The 18613-nt window shown below is 58.7% G+C and carries 16 protein-coding genes; 5 read left to right on the forward strand and 11 right to left on the reverse strand.

Annotation, left to right across the window (positions count from 1 at the left end; genetic code table 11):
- The 5 genes from ACFFAR_RS05830 to ACFFAR_RS05850 all read left to right on the forward strand — a co-directional run.
- On the forward strand, nt 1-173 hold a 173-nt coding region (locus tag ACFFAR_RS05830; protein WP_375507632.1), incomplete at its 5' end, for a sarcosine oxidase subunit delta.
- Complete coding sequence (locus ACFFAR_RS05835) at nt 170-3172, forward strand: sarcosine oxidase subunit alpha family protein (protein ID WP_375507627.1); 3003 nt, start codon at nt 170-172, stop codon at nt 3170-3172. The genes ACFFAR_RS05830 and ACFFAR_RS05835, both read left to right, overlap by 4 nt.
- On the forward strand, nt 3162-3812 hold the full coding sequence (locus tag ACFFAR_RS05840; RefSeq protein ID WP_174363134.1) for a sarcosine oxidase subunit gamma: 651 nt from the start codon (nt 3162-3164) through the stop codon (nt 3810-3812). Before ACFFAR_RS05835 ends, ACFFAR_RS05840 begins: the two co-directional genes overlap by 11 nt.
- On the forward strand, nt 3809-4276 hold the full coding sequence (locus ACFFAR_RS05845; protein ID WP_174363135.1) for a dihydroneopterin aldolase: 468 nt from the start codon (nt 3809-3811) through the stop codon (nt 4274-4276). Before ACFFAR_RS05840 ends, ACFFAR_RS05845 begins: the two co-directional genes overlap by 4 nt.
- Nucleotides 4257-4520, forward strand: coding sequence for a hypothetical protein (locus ACFFAR_RS05850; RefSeq protein ID WP_062003559.1), 264 nt, complete (start codon nt 4257-4259; stop codon nt 4518-4520). Before ACFFAR_RS05845 ends, ACFFAR_RS05850 begins: the two co-directional genes overlap by 20 nt.
- Before the next feature lies 1 nt (nt 4521).
- Here the strand turns inward: ACFFAR_RS05850 and ACFFAR_RS05855 are convergent, their stop codons facing one another.
- The 11 genes from ACFFAR_RS05855 to ACFFAR_RS05905 all read right to left on the reverse strand — a co-directional run.
- Entirely contained in the window at nt 4522-5751 is a 1230-nt protein-coding gene (locus tag ACFFAR_RS05855; RefSeq protein ID WP_174363136.1) for a hypothetical protein, read from the reverse strand.
- Nucleotides 5738-6919 carry a glycosyltransferase family 4 protein gene (locus ACFFAR_RS05860; RefSeq protein WP_375507628.1) on the reverse strand — a complete coding sequence of 394 codons (1182 nt, stop codon included), beginning with the start codon at nt 6917-6919 and terminating at the stop codon, nt 5738-5740. The genes ACFFAR_RS05855 and ACFFAR_RS05860 overlap by 14 nt, the downstream gene beginning before the upstream one ends.
- On the reverse strand, nt 6879-7970 hold the full coding sequence (locus tag ACFFAR_RS05865) for a polysaccharide pyruvyl transferase family protein (protein ID WP_375507629.1): 1092 nt from the start codon (nt 7968-7970) through the stop codon (nt 6879-6881). Before ACFFAR_RS05865 ends, ACFFAR_RS05860 begins: the two co-directional genes overlap by 41 nt.
- Entirely contained in the window at nt 7957-9012 is a 1056-nt protein-coding gene (locus ACFFAR_RS05870) for a glycosyltransferase (protein WP_174363137.1), read from the reverse strand. The genes ACFFAR_RS05865 and ACFFAR_RS05870 overlap by 14 nt, the downstream gene beginning before the upstream one ends.
- Entirely contained in the window at nt 9009-10460 is a 1452-nt protein-coding gene (locus ACFFAR_RS05875; protein WP_174363138.1) for a hypothetical protein, read from the reverse strand. The genes ACFFAR_RS05870 and ACFFAR_RS05875 overlap by 4 nt, the downstream gene beginning before the upstream one ends.
- Nucleotides 10457-12694: a polysaccharide biosynthesis tyrosine autokinase gene (locus ACFFAR_RS05880; RefSeq protein ID WP_375507630.1), complete on the reverse strand. Its 2238-nt coding sequence runs from the start codon at nt 12692-12694 to the stop codon at nt 10457-10459. The genes ACFFAR_RS05875 and ACFFAR_RS05880 overlap by 4 nt, the downstream gene beginning before the upstream one ends.
- A 5-nt stretch (nt 12695-12699) precedes the next feature.
- Nucleotides 12700-13101 carry a low molecular weight phosphotyrosine protein phosphatase gene (locus ACFFAR_RS05885; protein ID WP_231941584.1) on the reverse strand — a complete coding sequence of 134 codons (402 nt, stop codon included), beginning with the start codon at nt 13099-13101 and terminating at the stop codon, nt 12700-12702.
- A gap of 52 nt (nt 13102-13153) precedes the next feature.
- Nucleotides 13154-14332 (reverse strand): polysaccharide biosynthesis/export family protein, encoded by a 1179-nt coding sequence (locus ACFFAR_RS05890; protein ID WP_174364035.1) that lies wholly within the window; start codon nt 14330-14332, stop codon nt 13154-13156.
- Between the two features lie 57 nt (nt 14333-14389).
- Complete coding sequence (locus tag ACFFAR_RS05895; RefSeq protein ID WP_174364034.1) at nt 14390-15778, reverse strand: undecaprenyl-phosphate glucose phosphotransferase; 1389 nt, start codon at nt 15776-15778, stop codon at nt 14390-14392.
- Nucleotides 15779-16323: 545 nt separating this feature from the next.
- Nucleotides 16324-18012, reverse strand: a complete 1689-nt coding sequence (gene betA, locus ACFFAR_RS05900; protein ID WP_375507631.1) for a choline dehydrogenase — start codon at nt 18010-18012, stop codon at nt 16324-16326.
- Nucleotides 18013-18022: 10 nt separating this feature from the next.
- A partial coding sequence (locus ACFFAR_RS05905; protein ID WP_174364032.1) for an aldehyde dehydrogenase family protein occupies nt 18023-18613 on the reverse strand: 591 nt, incomplete at its 5' end.

Genomic DNA, 18613 nt, shown 5'->3' on the forward strand with positions numbered 1-18613 from the left:
TCATGCGCAAGAATCCGCGCGGCGTGCATCGCGAGCAATGGATGCATGCGCAGGGCTGCCGCCGCTGGTTCATGGCGCAACGCGACACGGTGAGCTATGAATTTCAGGGCTACGACACGTTCGCCCGGCCGCTCGCCGTGATGGAACCGAAAGAAGAAGGACAACCGAAATGAGCCAGAAAGACCGACTCGCCACGGGCGGGCGCATCAACCGCGCCATCTCGCTCACGTTCACGTTCAACGGCAAGACGTATCACGGCCATCAGGGCGACACGCTCGCGTCCGCGCTGCTCGCCAATGGTGTGCACTTTGTCGCGCGTAGCTGGAAGTACCATCGGCCGCGCGGCATTGTGACAGCCGACGTTGCCGAGCCGAATGCGGTCGTCCAGCTCGAGACCGGCGCTTATACCGTGCCGAATGCGCGTGCGACGGAAATCGAGTTGTATCAAGGGCTAATCGCCACGAGCGTGAACGCGAAGCCGAGCATCGAAAACGATCGCATGGCGGTGAACCAGAAGATCGCGCGTTTCATTCCCGCCGGTTTCTATTACAAGACCTTCATGTGGCCGCGCAAGTTCTGGCCGAAGTACGAAGAAGTGATTCGCGACGCCGCCGGTCTCGGCAAGGCGCCGGAACAAGTCGATGCCGACCGCTACGACAAGTGCTTCGCGCATTGCGACGTGCTCGTGGTCGGCGCGGGTCCTTCGGGCCTTGCTGCGGCGCATGCGGCGGCTTTGTCGGGCGCGCGTGTGTTTCTCGTCGATGACCAGCCGGAACTCGGTGGCTCGCTGCTGTCGTGCCGCGCGGAAATCGATGGTGCGCCTGGCTTGAAATGGGCGCAAAAGATCGAAGCCGAATTGCGCAAGATGCCCGATGTGAAGATCCTGTGCCGCAGCACGGCGTTTGGGTATCAGGACCACAACCTCGTCACCGTCACGCAGCGTCTGACTGAGCATCTGCCGGTATCGATGAGAAAGGGTACGCGCGAACTGATGTGGAAAATTCGCGCCAAGCGCGTGATTCTCGCGACCGGCGCGCAGGAACGCCCCATCGTATTTGGCAACAACGACCTTCCGGGCGTGATGCTGGCGTCGGCCGTGTCTTCGTATCTGCATCGCTTCGCCGTGCTGCCGGGACGTAACGCGGTGGTGTTCACGAACAACGACAGCGGCTACCAATGTGCACTGGATCTGAAGGCTGCGGGCGCGCAAGTGACCGTCGTGGACCCTCGTCTCGCCGATGAAAAAGGCGCGCTGCAGGCTCAGGCAAAACGTTATGGTGTAAAGGTGCTGAACGGATCGGTCGTGACGGTTGCGCAGGGCAGGCTGCGGGTTGCATCGGTTGAAATCAACGCTTATTCGAACGGCACCGTTGGCGCGAAACAAGCCGACCTGCCTTGCGACCTGCTCGCCATGTCCGGCGGCTGGAGCCCGATCCTGCACCTGTTCGCACAGTCCGGCGGCAAGGCGCACTGGCATGACGAAAAACTGTGTTTCGTCCCCGGCAAGGCCATGCAAGCCGAGAGCAGCGTGGGCGGTTGCGCGGGCGAATTCACGCTTGCTCGCGCGATTCGTTTTGCCGTCGATGCAGGCGTGGATGCAGCGCGTGCGGTCGGCTTGATCGTCGCACGCCCGACGCCCGTGCAAGTCGCCGAGATCAGCGAAGCACCGTTGACGCCGCTTTGGCTCGTCGGCGGCCGCGAGCTGGCGACGCGGGGTCCCAAGCAGTTCATCGACTATCAAAACGATGTATCCGCCGCCGATATTTTCCTTGCGGCGCGCGAAGGTTTCGAGTCGGTCGAGCACGTGAAGCGCTATACGGCGATGGGATTCGGCACGGATCAGGGCAAACTCGGCAATATCAACGGCATGGCGATTCTCGCGCAAGCCTTGAACAAGACCATCCCCGAAACAGGCACGACGACCTTCCGTCCGAACTACACGCCGGTGACCTTCGGCACGTTCGCCGGCCGCGAGCTGGGCGAGTTTCTCGATCCGGTCCGCAAGACTGCGGTGCACGAGTGGCACGTTGAAAACGGCGCTGCGTTCGAAGATGTGGGCAACTGGAAACGGCCTTGGTATTACCCGCGTCCGGGTGAAGACATGCACGCAGCGGTCGCCCGTGAATCGCTCGCCACGCGTACGAGCGTCGGCATCCTCGATGCATCGACCCTTGGCAAGATCGACATTCAAGGTCCCGACGCCGCGAAGCTGCTCAACTGGGTCTACACAAACCCGTGGAGCAAGCTGGAAGTGGGCAAATGCCGCTACGGCCTGATGCTCGACGAAAACGGCATGATCTTCGACGACGGCGTGACCGTACGTCTCGCCGACCAGCACTACATGATGACGACCACCACCGGCGGCGCGGCTCGCGTGCTGACGTGGCTTGAACGCTGGTTGCAGACCGAGTGGCCGGACATGCGCGTGCGCCTGGCATCGGTGACGGATCACTGGGCGACCTTTGCCGTGGTCGGACCGAACAGCCGCAAAGTCCTGCAGAAGGTCTGTCGCGATATCGACTTCGCGAATGCCGCGTTTCCGTTCATGAGCTTTCGAGAAGGGACTGTCGCGGGCGCGGCATCACGTGTCATGCGCATCAGCTTTTCCGGCGAACTGGCATATGAAGTCAACGTGCCCGCGAACGTGGGGCGCGCGGTGTGGGAAGCGTTGATGGCGGCCGGCGCCGAGTTCGACATCACGCCTTATGGCACTGAAACCATGCACGTATTGCGTGCGGAGAAGGGTTACATCATCGTGGGCCAGGATACCGATGGTTCCATGACGCCGTACGACCTTGGCATGGGCGGGCTCGTTGCGAAGTCGAAGGACTTTCTTGGCAAGCGTTCGTTGACGCGTTCGGATACGGCCAAGGCGGGACGCAAGCAACTGGTCGGACTGCTCGCCGAAGACGGGTCGTTCGTGATCCCGGAAGGCTCGCAAATCGTCGCCGGTCCGTTCAGCGGAGAGACAGCACCGATGCTCGGCCATGTCACCTCCAGCTATTTCAGCCCTATTTTAAGGCGCTCGATTGCGATGGCCGTGATCAAGGGCGGTCTCGACAAGATCGGCGAGTCAGTGATGATTCCGCTTGCCGGCGGCAAGCAGATGCCGGCAAAAATCACCAGCTCGGTGTTCTACGACAGCGAAGGAGCACGTCAACATGTGGAATGAAAACGGCAGCAATCAGACGGTCGTCGATCGTGCAATCGGGCAGGGCGTGTGGCAGGAATCGCCGTTGGTGGGCACGGACGGGCTGCTGAAGAAACATCTGGCTGCGGGATCGAAGGCGTTTCGTCTCGTCGAGCGGCCGTTCCTCGAACTGGTAAACCTGCGCGGCGATCTGCGCGATGCAGCGTTCGTTGCCGCCGTTGAAAGCGTGCTTGGCTGCAAACCGCCCGAGAAGGCGAACACCACGGCGACAGGCAATGGCTACGATCTGCTGTGGCTCGGTCCCGATGAATGGCTCGTGCGCTCGGTGGCATCGCATTCGGCCACGCAAGCGGCGCCGATGGAAGCAAAACTGCGCAACGCGTTCAAAGGTCTGTTCGCAGCCGCGGTGGATATCGGCAGTGGTTATACCGTGCTGGAAATAAGCGGTGCACGTACGCGCGATGTCCTCGCCCGCGGCTGTCCGCTCGACTTGCATCCGCGTTTGTTCGGCGCGGGACAATGTGCGCAGAGTCATTACTTCAAGGCATCGGTGACGATCGTTCCGACTGGAGATGACAGCTTCGACCTCGTGATCCGCCGCAGCTTCGCGGACTACTTCGTGAAGATCATGCTCGACGCGGCAGAGCCGCTTTTGTCGTGAAACTGTACGAACCGATCGGGCCTGGAGGCCGCGGCTGGCGCATCGTGGTCGATGAGCTGGTCGTGCCTACACGCATCGGCTTGTATGAACGCGAGTATCTTGCGCCGCAGCCCGTTGTTATCGATGCGAGCCTGCATTATCGATGCGTGCCGGTTGAAGGCGATCCCTCCGGGTTGATTGATTACGAGGCTTGGTGCACACGGGTCTCGACATATCTCGAGAGCAAGCCGCATACGCGTTTGCTGGAAACGCTCGCCGTTGAAGTGGCAGCGCTGTCGTTCACGGAGTGGCCCGCGCTCGATGCGCTCACGCTGCTTTTGTACAAGCCGAAGATTCGTGAGGGCACGCGGCGTGTAGGCGTCGAGCTAGACTGGCACCGGGCGGACTTCGACTCATGGCGCGCGTCTGCCGAGTCGCATTCGATCGCAGTGCACCGAACCGTCGATGACGTCCACGCGCATTGAAACCGCCGGGCTTTCGCAGCTTGCTTGCGAACAACGCGACGCAGAGGCGGCCCTCGCGCTGCTTGATAGAAGCATCGCATTGGGGCACAGACGCATTGCGCTTATCCGATACCTGCATGCGCAGTATCTCGATGCACCGCTTTCAGCGCAGCATCATGATTACGTGCACAAGATTGCAGAACGCCTGAGCGCCGAGACCATCGTGCGCATTGCGATGGCCGCTCGCTCGCGCTTCGAGCAATGAATCAGTCGACCCGGATGGCGTGCGCGGATCGCTGCACCACGACAAGCGACGCAAGCAGAACCGATCCGCACGACACCACCACCGACAGCGCCGCACCCACCACGCCGAATATCAGGCAAAGGCAGGAGAGCAATGCGAGTGACACGCCAACTTCCATTGTCGACAAGATGACGAAGGTTCGTTTGCTGATCGAAAACACGGTTATCGATATCAGCCTGCACGCGAACATCAGCGATGCACCTAAAAAGATCAGGAACAGGAACAGGCATTGTCTTGAAGGTGAACCAAGACTTGCCGTGGGAAAGAGCCTGATCTTGAAGGCGAGAAACGCGCCAAACGTCAACAAGGCGCAGATCGCGATTGCAACGCCAAATAGGGACATTCTTGAAAGATGTCTGCGCAAGGCGCGCAGCCAGGCAAGCATTTGCGAATGAAGGACCAGCGCCAACGCTTGCCCGAAATTGAACGCGAGGTTATGCACGCTTTTCGCGCCTCGATACAGCGCGGCGCCCGCAGGTCCAAGAAGCATGGCGGCGATGATCACGTCGAGATGCTTCGCTCCTGAAAATATCGCGTTCGAATACCAGCTGCTGATCAGCTCCTTACCGCCGAGACCGACCAGATGCCGCAATGCGGCCGGACCCGCCGGTGCGGCAGGTTCAGGTGTACGCACTATCAGGTAAGCACCAAGCAGCATCGTCCCGTACGAACCTTCCACGAGCAAAAGCAAATCAGGCAGATAGAGCGACCATGACGGATGTGTCGCGATGAGCCAGACCACCGAGCAACGGCACAACGCCGACACAGTGGAGACAGCACATATCGCGGCGTTTCCGCCCTTGAGCCGAAGATAGCCGAGCGCAAAATGCGAGGTCGCATAACCGACGGGCGCGATGACGAGCATCGGCAAGATCTGAGGTAATGCGATCGCTCCCGAGGCGGACATGATCCAGGCCGCGATGCTGAAAAACAAAGCCGAACCTGTTGCGCTGACCGTGTCCAGAAACAGCAGACTTGGAAAACGCTCACGAATTTTAGTGACGCTATACAGCCGGGCAGAACCGAAATTGAATACATCTATTGAAACGAAAAACAGTGCCAGCAACGCGTAAGAGCGGCCTAGCCACGCTGCGTCCAGATACTTCAGTGCGAAGACAACCGCGACAAAATTGCTTACGGCCGGCAATGCCGAGCCGAGCATGACATAAACCAGATCCTTACGCATTGCCATGTGCCTTCAGCAGCGCGTCGCAGTAGGTTCGATAACGGGCTTGTAACGCGTCGAAACCAAAGGGGAGCGCCGCTTCTCGCGCGGCCTTCGCTCGTGCCTGCAGGAGTGACCGGTCCCGAGCCAGCATTTCGATGCTTGAAACCAGGGCGGCAACGTCGCCGGGCGCGACCATGCTCTCTTCGCCCAGCACTTCCGGAATACCGCCTACGTTCGACGCAATGACCGGCGTTCCTGCGGCCATTGCCTCCAGCATCGCGCGTGGCATGCCTTCCTGAAAGGACGGCAATACAAACAAGTCATGTTCTGCGACGTGATCCGCAACGAGATCGGCATTCACGATGCCGACAAACGTAACGTGATCGCCAAGCCCCAGTTGCGCCGCTTGCGTTTCGAATTCGGGGCGCAGCGCACCGTCGCCGATCAGGGTCAGTTCGACGGCGATGTCCCGCTTATGCAGATCCGCGACTGCTTGCAGCAGTACGCCATGGCCTTTGCTGTGGTTGTGCATCATCGCGGTGTTGATCAATCGTAATCCGCCGTCGGGTCGCGGCGTCCTGACCAGGGGCGTTTCAAACAACGCATCCTTCAGATAGACGTCGCTGAACCCAAACATCATGTCTGCGTTTGTTGCAGGATACTTGCGCTGCAGGTACTCGCTTGTCACGTAGCGGACGGTAACTGCACGAAGTGCAGCTATTCGCGTCGTCCAGCAATGAACGAGACGCGCAACACGCCGCAACGGGTGCCTTGATGCAGACGCGCCAAAGTAATCGGCAGGATCGGCGACGACTTCGGCCGAAAAGCGCTTGCCGCCGATCAAACAAATGAATAACGCAAGCGACGCAATATTTCCGGGGAACCGGATCAACACAACAGGCGCCGTAACAAGCTGTCGATAAAGCCTTATCAGCAAGCGCGGCACGCTCGTAATCAACGCACGCACGCCGCGATTCGCGCCGAGATCGACGAACGAAACGTGTTCGCCCGTCACGCGTTCACCAATTGCCTCCATTGCGGGAAATGAGCGCGCAACGATCACGACTTGATCGAAAGAATCTGTGAAGCGTGCGCCAAACCTCGCATAGCTCATGTGGGGACTCAGGATATCTTCACCGACACGACGGAAGTTACCGTCCATGATCAGCGTTATCGAACGTGCGCAGTTCATCTTTGATCGCCTCCACAAAGTGTTCATGGCTACGTTGAACATTCGACTCGACGCGCACCCAGTATTGCTCCTCGTCTTCTACGAGCAGGCGAACTGCATTCGCTACTGCAATGGGATCAAAGTCGCTCGCATGAAATACGAAGTCGTCGAGCCCCAGATCGCCAAACGCTGCATGGCCCTTGCGTTCGTATGCGATGTGCACGCTCGGAACACCGGCGAGCACGCTTTCGAGGCTGCCGTGAAGCCTCACCGAGACCACGATTGCAGAACGCTCGGCAAGCACGTCCTTGAGCATGGCCGCGTTGTCCACTCCGAGATGCTCGCGATAAAAGACATCGTCGCTGTTGCCGCGACCGCGCGCCTGTATCGCTAGCTTTGCGTCAGGCAGAAGCGTCATAAGCGCGTGCACGCGTTCCAGATATGCATTGCGGTAAGGCTTGTTCTGCAGGTCCCGAAAGACGAGGTACACCTGCGGCACTGCGATCCTTGTATGCCGCAAGGTGCCTGCCCCCGCTTCCTGCGCAATCTCCAGCACTACCAGATCGCCGGTTCTCGTGGCCGCCGGATGCGCGAGTTCGGACACGCTTTTGTCGTCGCGCAGGAAAATGCGTTCTACACGGCTTCGCACGATGCGCGCAAGCAGCTTTCCGGCGAATGTGTCGAACGGTCCAACGCTTTGCGGAAAGTAAATCCGGCGGCTCGAACCGCCGAACGAAGACATGAGGATCTGGCTACCATGTGCGATCAATGACTTCCATCCTTCCGGTCTGCTCGATGCACGCAAGTAGCCACCGCCCACGCCGAAGTACACGGAACGTTGACGCAAGAACACGCCGAGAAACCGCCCGCGCAAGAATTCGCCGAGCGAAATGAGCCTGATATTCGCATCGTCGATATATCCGGCGAACGATTCCTTGTCCAGGCATACGACAGTGATCGTCCTGGTTATGCCCGCATCGCGGATCGCCTTGAGACTGAGTTTGACCAGCAGTCCGTCGCCGCTGTTGTGCGAACTATAGGCGTGCAGCAGATAATAATCAGGGGCGTTCATAGCAACTCATCAAGGTGTTGAGGAAGCGGTCGATCTGAAACGTACTTTCGAACACGTGACGCGCATTGGCGCCCATTCTTCTGCACTCGTCCAATGTGAGGCGGTTGAGGTTTTCGGCCAGGCACCTGCCCGTAAGCTCGCGAAGAATGACGCCGTTGTATCCATGGATGACCTGCTCGGGTAACGAACTTTCACCCGACACGACAATCACCTTGCCCGCGCGCATTGCCTCGATGGGCACGAGCGCAAGCCCCTCCCATCGCGACGGAACCACGATCACATCCATCTCGTGCATCGCGCGCCGTGTGCCGGCCGCATCCAGCCAGCCGTGATAGGTGATACGGGCATCGTTACCTGCTTCGATACCACCGCGTACCGCCGCGCCGAATGCGTGTATTTCAAGTCTTGCATCGAGTAACGGTAATGCTTCGAGAACGACATCAAAGCCCTTCTGATAATCAAGGCGTCCGAAATAACCGACTTTCGTTGAATTCGTTTCGGCACGATATTCAGGAATCTGAGAACGTTCGTCGGGGGCGATACCCGTATAGATGAATTCGATCTTGTCTGCTGGAATGCGATATTTGCGCGCCGCACGCAATTCGTCAAATGACATGCAAAGTATCCGGTCGCAGCGTTGTGCGAGTACGCGTTCGACCAGACCATACGCCAACTTTGCCGGTGTCGTCACGTCGGTTTTGAGAAACGACCACGCGTGAGGCGTATAGAGAACCTTCGCACCCGGATGATTTCGCAAGCGCACATACATGCCGGGAAACGAACTGTGGCAATGAACAACATCGGCATGCAGCGACGCGATGCGCAGTTGCAGTGCCTTGGATATGGACCAGAATCTAGCCGGGTTGCGGCTTGACCGGTAATCGGCTACTTCAATGCCATCTATCTTCAATCCGCCTTCCACTTTGCTGGTATCGCAAAGCAGTGTGATGTCATGGCCTAGATCGCGTTGCTTCGCGGCTAGTGTCTGTACATAGGTTGCAATTCCGCCGGTCCAGGTCTCGACTACGTGAACAATTTTCATGATGTTGGCCCTCCGAAGGCTGCGGCTTTGTTGTGGTCTTCGGAGAACCTCAATACAAAGGCCATCGGGAGAGCGAACAACACGATCCAGCGCACCACGTAGTACGCAAGGACGTTTGAATCGAACAGGAAAAACAGAAATGGCAATGGCATCAGTACGACTTTCAGCGGCAACCATTTCCGGTTGCGCGAACCGCTGATCGAGTTGACTGCGACCATCAATAACGCGGGTAGCGAGAAGGAAAGCACATATCCGATCAAGCCGAAATTCGCGAGGAATTCCCCAGGCATGCCGAATAACAATGTGGTCTCGGCGTCGCCCGACGATTGCACCTCGTTGACGATATCGCTCTTTTCTTCCGCAAACGTGGACGGACGGTCTTCCCACAATGCTTTCGGTATGACCGATGCGGCCGCGCCCACGAAGCTTCGTCCCATCGGCAGGTCGTAGGTGTTCTTCGTGACCGTTTCGATGGTTTGCGTCTGTACATCGAAGCGTGACAGATCACGAAACAAAAAGAAGCTGACGGGACCCATGCTGAGCTCGAGCGATCGCTGATCGGCGAAACGTTCGGTAAGATTGCCGAGATCGGAATAGTCAATACCGAACTTGATAGGCATCAGCACGAGTGCGACGACCGCCATCAGGATGGCTGACATCTTCGCTGTGCGACGGCTGATCGGTGCGACCAGGAAGTGATAGATCGACGCTGCGAACAGATAGGCGAAGATGATGCCCTGGCGATTCCCGAACACGCCCGATGCCAGCCAGCCCAACACGCCTATCTGGGCGAAGGCGACGGTTGTCATCAATCTGCTGCATCGCGGGCGCAACGTCAGGCATACGAAGATCCAGAGCGGCGCAGTATTTGCCAGTGCCTGCACAATGCCCAGGCCGCCGAGCGGATCGTAACCGTTCACGCTGCTCTGGAGCCGTTCGTCGTAGAGCTCGACGATCTTTGCGTAACCTCCCAGCTTCAAATAAATGAACGCGATGGCCGCGACCGACGTCAGGGTGAAAAAATAGACGAGTCCCGTAACACCGGACTGATCGGCCGGCGTGTTGTCGCGCTCGATTAGGCGACGCTGCGCCAAGTCCAGTGAAATCTTCAGAACCCAGATGCCCGCGACGCTCAGAAAGAACCAAAGCAAGACGGAGGTGCTGTCTTCCTTCAGCAGATCGAGATAAATCGCGTCGCCGGCAGCGAGCTGCCACGCCGGCAGCACGCAAAACGTCGCAAGCAGGAAGAGCTTGAACAGGCGCAGCAATTCGTTACGCGGACGTATCGCGAGGATGCTTACAGCCAGGACTACAGAGAGCGTGGCAGTCGTCGCATTGAGCTTGCCGAGAAAGACTGCGGTCATTGTGACGAGCACCGCTATAGCCGCAAGCACGAGCATGGGAACTGACGGCTGCGTGCGGCGCGGGGTCAGACTGTACGGTTTCATTTCGGCGTCCGCTTGTCAGTCTTGCCGTATTCATACGCGACATAACGGTATTGGCCGTACTTCGAACCGTATCGCAAGCCTTTGGCGTCCAGGCCGTTGAAGATCACACCTTTTACGGCGACGTTGACCTGCTCGAGTTGCTTGTTCGATTCGAGCAACTCTCCGATAGTCGTACGCTTGAATCGCCCAATCAGGAATACGGTCGCGCAGTGGGCCGCGATGTTGACGGAATCGGACACTGCCAGGACCGGCGGCGTATCGACAATTACGAGATCGTATTGCGCGCTCATCTGATCGAGCACGCGCAGCATGCGTTCGTTCTGTACCAGGTCGGCCGAGTTCGGCGGGAATGCGCCCGTGCTGATGAAATCGAGGCCAGGCGCTACGTTGCGATGCACCGCCTGATCGAACGTTGCCGTTTCTATAAGCAGGTCTGAAAGGCCGCATGTGCGGGCTTTGCCAAAGTATTGATTAAGGTAGCCCTTGCGCAGGTCGGCATCCACCAGCAAGACGCGCTTGCCTGCGGCGCTGACCACCGCGGCAAGATTCGCGGAGATAAAGGATTTCCCGATACCCGGCGTAGGACCCGTGATGACCACGCGATTATTCGCTGCGCCGAGCAATGCAAATTGCAGAGCGGTACGAAAGCTGCGCAGACTCTCGATGGGCGCGTCGTTCGGATGGGATGCAGCCAGAAGATGAACGCCAACTGCGCGTCCCTCGACGTTCTTCGCGAGCACGCCCTGTGCCGGCGAGAACGGCACAGAGCCATATACCTTCATACCGGTGTGTTGCTCGATCTCGTGCGCATCGGTCAGACCGCCAAAGAGACCGTCGCGAAGGAATGCAGCGGCCACGCCGAGCATCAGCCCGATCATCCCGGCCAGTGCAAGCACCATCCCTTTGCGCGGCTTGACGGGTTCTTCGGGAACGTTCGCATAGTCGATCTGGCGAACGGTGCCGACCTTTCCTGCCTTGACGAGCTTCAGGCGCTCGACGTTATTCACAACATTGACGTAGGTATCGCTGTCCACCTGAAGGTCGCGCATGAGACGCAGGGATTCCTGCTCGATGTCGGGCAGCGCCCTCATGCGCGATGCAATGTTGCCGCTCTTGGCGGTTACTGCCGCGATCTGGTTATCGAGCGCACGCAGCGCGGGATGCCCCGGCGCGAAGCGGGTCGCCATTTCGGCTCTCTTCTGCTTTAGTTCGAGCAAGCTCGTGTCCGATGCAACACTTTCCTGCAAGAACGCCGTACCTTCCTGGCTCAGATTGAACGTGCCGCTCCTGTTGCGAAGCGCGTTGTATCGTTCTTCGGATTCGCTCAGCTTCGCCTTTAGCCTCGGCATCTGGCTTTCAAGGTAGGTCAATGAGCTTTGCGCCTCCGCAGTCTTGCGCTCGACGTTCTGCGTGACGTATTCCTGTCCGATCTGGTTCACGATGGACGCCGTCAAAGCCGGGTCCTTGCCGCGAAGCGTCGCGCCGATAATGCCGCTCTGCTTGCCCTTTGGCTCAATGTCGAGGTTCAACTGCAGGTTCGAGACAGTCTTGGGCTGCGAGTTGCGCACGAGCGTGAATTGACCGCCGGGTTTCGCATGCAGTTCTGTAACGAGCAGCCGGATCGTGCCGATCTGCTGCGTGACCTGCAACGCAACGCCAACATGTCCCTTGATAGGCCGGTCGAGGTCGGGGTAGTCAAGCTGATAGTCACCGTTGCCCAGCGCAGTGAGCGTGAGCGCCTCACCTTCTACCGCCTTTGGAACGTCGAAGGTCGCGAGCTGCAAAGACTCGGCACCCCACACATATCCGCCTTTGCCGAACAGGCCTGGCGTGGACATGCCCTTGTTTCTGCTTGCAATCCAGGCGCCGACGACCGGGAAATACTTCGGCTTGGCGTCGATATATAGCTGCAGCGTGTCGACCGCTTTGCCGATAACCATGCGCGAACGCAGTATTTCAAGTTCCGCGGCTGCTTGTGTCTTTACGTCGAAAAGCGCCGATGCATCGCCAAGCAGGCTGCCGGCGCTCACGCCATTGTCTTCGACCTGGATCATCATGTCGGCTTCGTACACGGGAGGCGTGATGACCGCATAGGCCGCGCCAATTGCGAGCGTGATGGCGGTAACAGCACCAATCAGGCGGCGGTTAGCAAGCAGCACGTCGAGATAACGGACAAGGTCGAGCTCTTCTACTGGCGACATCTTGGCCGGGGTATGTGTTATTTCGGTTTTCATCAGGATTACTCCGCATTCGGTTGGTGAAGCGCCCGAATCGGGGGCACCCAGCTGTCGACACTTTGCTCGATCAGACGGAGCGCGTGTTCAAAGGAAGAACGAGGTTGGCGGTAAGGATCTGGAATATCGACCCGTTCGTGTTCTCCGATACAGAACACTTTTCCCGCCGAGGTCGGGTAACGCCGGTGCACTTCTTGTTGCTGCGCACGGTCCATGACGAGGATCAGGTCGGCTTGTACGATCAGCGGCGTATTCACCAGTTGCCCGCGATGTGCCGTGATGTCCATGCCGGCTTCGTCCATCAATGCAACGGAAATGGGATCAGCGGGCGCGCCGATTACTGCATCAAGTCCGGCGGAATGGACGGTCATGGCAGGCAGCGCGCGGGACAAAAGCGCTGCCGCCATCGGGCTTCGGCAAATGTTGCCAATGCACAAGACAAGGATGTTTCTCATGACATCACTTCGCTACGACGGCGGCGGTGAGACCTGCGTTGATCGCGGGCATCAGCAAGCTGAGAACACGGCTGAAACGCACGAGGTTGCCGCTGTCCACGTACACCACGTCGTGCGGTTGCAGGTCGAACTGGTTGGCGAGAATCATTGCGACCGGAGACTTCGCATCGAGATGGAAGACCTTGGGGGTGTCGCCGAGCGAGTCGCGGATCACGTAGACCTGGCCGGGATTTGACGACGCCAGATTGACGCTGCCTGCCTGCGCCAAAGCGTCCGACAAGCTCAGCTTGCCGTTGCGCATCGGCATCGCGGTGGTCGGCTTGTTCACTTCGCCCATGACGAAGACGCCGCTTTCGTCGCGAGCAGGTACACGCAGCACGTCACCGCTCTTGAGCACGATTTTCGAAGGATTCTGACCGCGTTCCAGCATCTGCGAGAGGTTGATTGGATGCGAAACGCCATCGCGCACGATGACCATGCGGCTTTGATCAGCGGTCGGGCTGAAACCGCCCGCACGGCTGATGGCCTCGTATAGTCCCATGGGGATATCGTTGATCGGCTGCGGACCCGGCGTATGGATTTCACCATCTATATAAATCTGCGACGCCCGGTAAGAAGCGACGCGAAGCGTGACCTGAGGTTCGACGAACGACTTTCCGAGTGCCCTCACCAGTACGGCCTGTGCTTGCTCCGCGGTGAGGCCGGCTACGTGCACGCGACCGGCGTATGGAAACATGACGTCGCCGCGCTGGTCGATGACAAATCCCGCTACCGGATCAGCCGCGCGCGTTGCACTTTGCGTGGGTGCCAGCTGTGCGGCGGCGAGTTCCGGGTGGTCCCAGACGGTAATCTGCAGTACGTCGCCGGGGCCGAGAACATAGGGCGTCGCGGGCGAGATCAGCGATTCGTTCAAGCCGGGCGCCTGACGGCTCTCGTCGCGCAATTGCCTGATCAACGCAACGTCGATTTCGCTCGTGGCGGACTGCAGTTGCGCTTCTTTACTCGCGTCTTCAGCGCCGGCGGTTTGCATTTGCGCCGTAGTACTTGTAGATATGTTTGCAGCCGTGCCGGTATCCATTTTCCATCCCGGCACAGCGGCGCAGGCCGACAATAGCGTGCCGGCGGCGCCTAGCGCTGCCAGTCTGAGCACGGTCGAGCGGACGGGTGTATTTGGGGTATTCATGAGGTCCTTCCATTCAGTTCATTGATGTTTGGTTCGTGGTGGATCTTGTGCGGAGCTTCAATAAGCATTGCCATGCTTGAGTCCTTTCAAGACCGTCGCGGCCACGATGCGCATGTCCAGCGCGAAGGACCAGTTGCGGAGGTAATAGAGGTCGTGGTCCACGCGACCCTGCATTTTTTCGACGCGGTCTGTCTCACCGCGAAAGCCGTTGATTTGTGCCCATCCCGTGATGCCAGGCTTGATGCGGTATCGATGGATGTAGTCATCGACCACTGTCTGGTAGAAAGCGTCATGTTCGATTGCGTGAGGTCGCGGACCGACGACCGACATGTCGCCGATCAGCACGTTGATGAATTGCGGCAGTTCGTCCAGGCTCGTCCGGCGCAGGAACGCGCCAACGCGCGTCACGCGCGGGTCATTGCGGGTGGCCTGCTTCAGGACACCTTCGTCGTGCGCATGCATGCTCATGGAACGGAACTTGAAAATCCGGAACACCTGTCCATCTGCGCCCTTGCGGCGTTGCGTGAACAACACCGGACCGGGAGAGGAGAGCTTCACGGCCAGCGCGATGACGATCATGAGCGGCGAAAGTACAAGCAGGGCGATCGCTGCGAACACACGATCGAACATGTCCTTGTTGGCAAGCGCGAGCGGCGACAAAGGCGACGCAACCAGGTTGATTGCAGGCATGCCGATCATGTCGATGACACCGCCATCGAAAAGGCTCAGGCTGCTGACGTCAGGGAAAAACCGGATGTTGATCAGGTCATTCCTGAACTCTTTTACGAGGCTCGTAATAAGCGGCTGTTCGGACAATGGCATCGCCAGCCAAAGCTCGCGAACGTTACCGGTGCGTACGTGCTGCACGAACGCCGGAATCGACGCATGGCGCGAAATGGCAGCGTTGCGCAACTGGTGACTGGCGTGCGGATCGAGCGTCATGACCGCGTGAAAGCCTGACTCGCGTGATGCTTCCATCCTGCGGATCAGCAAGTCGCAATGCTCGCTCGCGGCGACGATCGCTACGCTGCGCAGGCTGGATTTCGCATGACGCATCCGTCCAAGAATGATGCGGGCGGTCAGGCGTGACAGCGCCAACGCGGCGGCGGTGATAAGGGTCCAATAGCCAAACCACAGACGCGATACGAGATCGGTCCTGTGGATGCAGAATGTCACGAGCAGTCCGCACAGTTGTGTCATCAGCCAGACGAATTCGATCTGTCCGAGCACGCTGCCGAGCGGCTTCGTCGCTTGATCGCTGTACACGTGAAATGCGTGAAACACGGCAAGCGAAAGCGCCATTGAAAAAGCCGTGGTGGACGCGACGATTGCTGCTGTTCCTGCCGGCGCGCTGTCGCCGAAGCGGAGTTGATAAGCCAGCGCGGCGCCGGCCAGGATCAGCGTGACATCCAGAACGCGGTTGAGAAGACCTTTGAGATTCAGCATGCCGGCCCCTGAACAGAGAGGGCCGCGCCAATGCTGTTTGAACGTGCGAATCCGGTCGACTCGATCACTGGCGCAATGCGAGCGTCGCATTTATCGCATTTATAGATATGCCATGTGTCTTTTAAAGTCATTATGATCACTTCAGTTAATCTGGTATTAAACAATTGCGTCCGATACTGCTGTTTTCGCGAGGCGGCTATCGATTGCTGAACGATCCGAATTAATCGTCGATTGCAAAACTTCGAGGGTTATGGGCGCGGGAAATGGTTTGCACCGAGGCAATGCGGACCTCCGAAATCATTCAGGAGGTCTGTGCCGGAAAGAGCCGTGCGCTGTCATCGAGTGGACGTATTCTCACTGATCGATGACCCCTTGCTGATCGGAGCAGTCTTAAAGAGATAGGGTTCAGTCTTAAAAGACGGTGTTGCGGATATGGGAATTAACTGTGTGAGATACGATTTTTAATCGTGGTTCAAAACAAAAAGGGCATCCCGATTATTCAAACCGGAATGCCCTTGGTTGATGATTAATCTATCAGACGATGATTACATTGAAGCAACCACTTCCATCTTCCGCGCCTTCACTCCCGATGCGACAAAATAGGGTGTATCGACACGAGCGAACGGCGCACGCCCGCGAATCGCGTCGGCGATCTTTTCAGCGAGCATGATGGTCGGCGCGTTCAGATTGCCGGTCACGATCTGCGGCATGATCGACGCGTCGACCACGCGCAGCGATTCAAGCCCATGCACGCGGCCTTCGCTATCTACGACGGCCATATCGTCGTAACCCATTTTGCACGAGCATGACGGATGGTAGGCAGTTTCCGCACGCTGTTTGACGAAGGCATCGAGTTGATCGTCGGTTTTTAGATCAGCGCCGGGATGCAACTCGCGGCCACGATACTTCTTCAACGCCGGCTGCTGCATGATCTCGCGCGTAATGCGTATTGCATCGCGGAATTCACGCCAGTCGAGCGGGTCCGACATGTAGTTGAACAAGATGCTCGGGTGCGCGTTCGGATCGCGTGACTTCAGCTTGATACGCCCGCGGCTTGGTGAACGCATTGAACCCACGTGCGCCTGGAAGCCATGCATCTTGATCGGGTTGGAACCGTTGTAATTGATCGCGACAGGCAGGAAGTGATACTGAATGTTGGGCCATAGATCGTCGTCGCGCGTGCGGATGAAACCACCGGCCTCGAACTGATTGCTCGCGCCAATGCCCGTGCCCTTCAACATCCATTCAATGCCGATCTGCGGCTGGTTCCACCACTGCAGTGCGGGATACAGCGACACGGGTTCGAGGCATTCGTACTGCATGTACATCTCCAGATGATCCTGGAGATTCTCACCCACGCCGGGCAGGTCGTGGACCAACGGGACGTCGAGTTCGCGCAGCCACGTGGAGCGTCCAACGCCCGAACGCTGCAGCAGTTGTGGCGATGCGATCGCACCGCTGCACACCAGCACTTCGCGACGCGCATGGGCAGTCACGTTTTCGCCGCCATGCAGGTACACAACGCCGATGGCCCGCTTCCCCGCGAACAAGACCCGGTCGGTCACCGCGTGCGTGACGATAGTGAGGTTGGGCCGATCCTTCGCGCGGTCGAGATAGCCCCGCGCCGTACTCGATCTGCGGCCTTGCGGCGTCACGGTTCGATCCATTGGTCCGAAGCCCTCCTGACTGTAGCCGTTGAGGTCATCGGTGCGCGGATAGCCTGCTTGTACGCCGGCTTCGACCATTGCGGCGAACAATGGATTGTTGCCGGGCTTCGATGTCGTCACGTGGACCGGACCATCGCCGCCATGATAAGGATTGGGTCCGACGTCACGTGTCTCCGCTTTGCGGAAATACGGGAGGCAATCGGAATACGTCCAGTTTTCAAGGCCTTTTCTGTTGGCCCATCCATCGTAATCGAGCGCGTTGCCGCGGATATAGCACATGCCGTTGATCAGCGACGATCCGCCAAGCCCTTTGCCACGGCCGCATTCCATGCGACGGTTGTTCATGTGCGGTTCGGGATCGGTTTCGTAGGCCCAGTTGTATCGGCGGCCCTGCAACGGATAGGCCAGCGCGGCCGGCATCTGCGTGCGGAAATCGAAACGGTAGTCCGGTCCGCCAGCTTCGAGCAGCAGCACGGTAACGTCGGCGTCTTCCGTAAGACGCGACGCCAGTACGTTGCCCGCCGACCCCGCGCCGACGATGATGTAATCAAACTCCTTCGCGCTCATCGACCGCTCCTTAGAACACGGGTTGGTAGGGGCCCATCTCGACCTGAACGGACTTGATGCTGGTGTAGTGTTCGAGTGTGGTGATGCCGTTCTCGCGGCCGACGCCCGATTGCTTGTAACCGCCCACCGGCATTTCAGCGGGCGATTCGCCCCAGGTGTTGATCCAGCAGATGCCGGCCTGGATGGCATGAATCACACGATGTGCACGCGCAAGATTCTCCGTCACGACGCCCGCGGCCAGTCCATAAGATGTCGCGTTCGCACGGGCGATAACTTCGGTTTCGTCATCGAAGGTCAGGATGCTCATGACCGGCCCGAAGATTTCCTCGCGCACGATCCGCATGTCGTCGCGGCAATCGGTGAAGACAGTCGGCTCGACATATTGCCCTTGAGCAAACGCACCGTGCTCGATCCGCGATCCTCCCGCTATCAGCCGCGCGCCTTCCTTCTTCCCGCTTTCGATAAACCCCAGCACCTTGTGTAACTGAGCGGCGCTGACGAGGGGGCCGAAGTTGGTGTTGTCGTCTGTCGGAGACCCGATGCGAATGCGCTTCACCCGCTCGAGCAGCAGCGCCTCGAAGCGCGCATGGACGGTCCGCTG

The sequence above is a fragment of the uncultured Caballeronia sp. genome, assembly GCF_964243625.1.
In the GTDB taxonomy this organism is placed as follows: domain Bacteria; phylum Pseudomonadota; class Gammaproteobacteria; order Burkholderiales; family Burkholderiaceae; genus Caballeronia.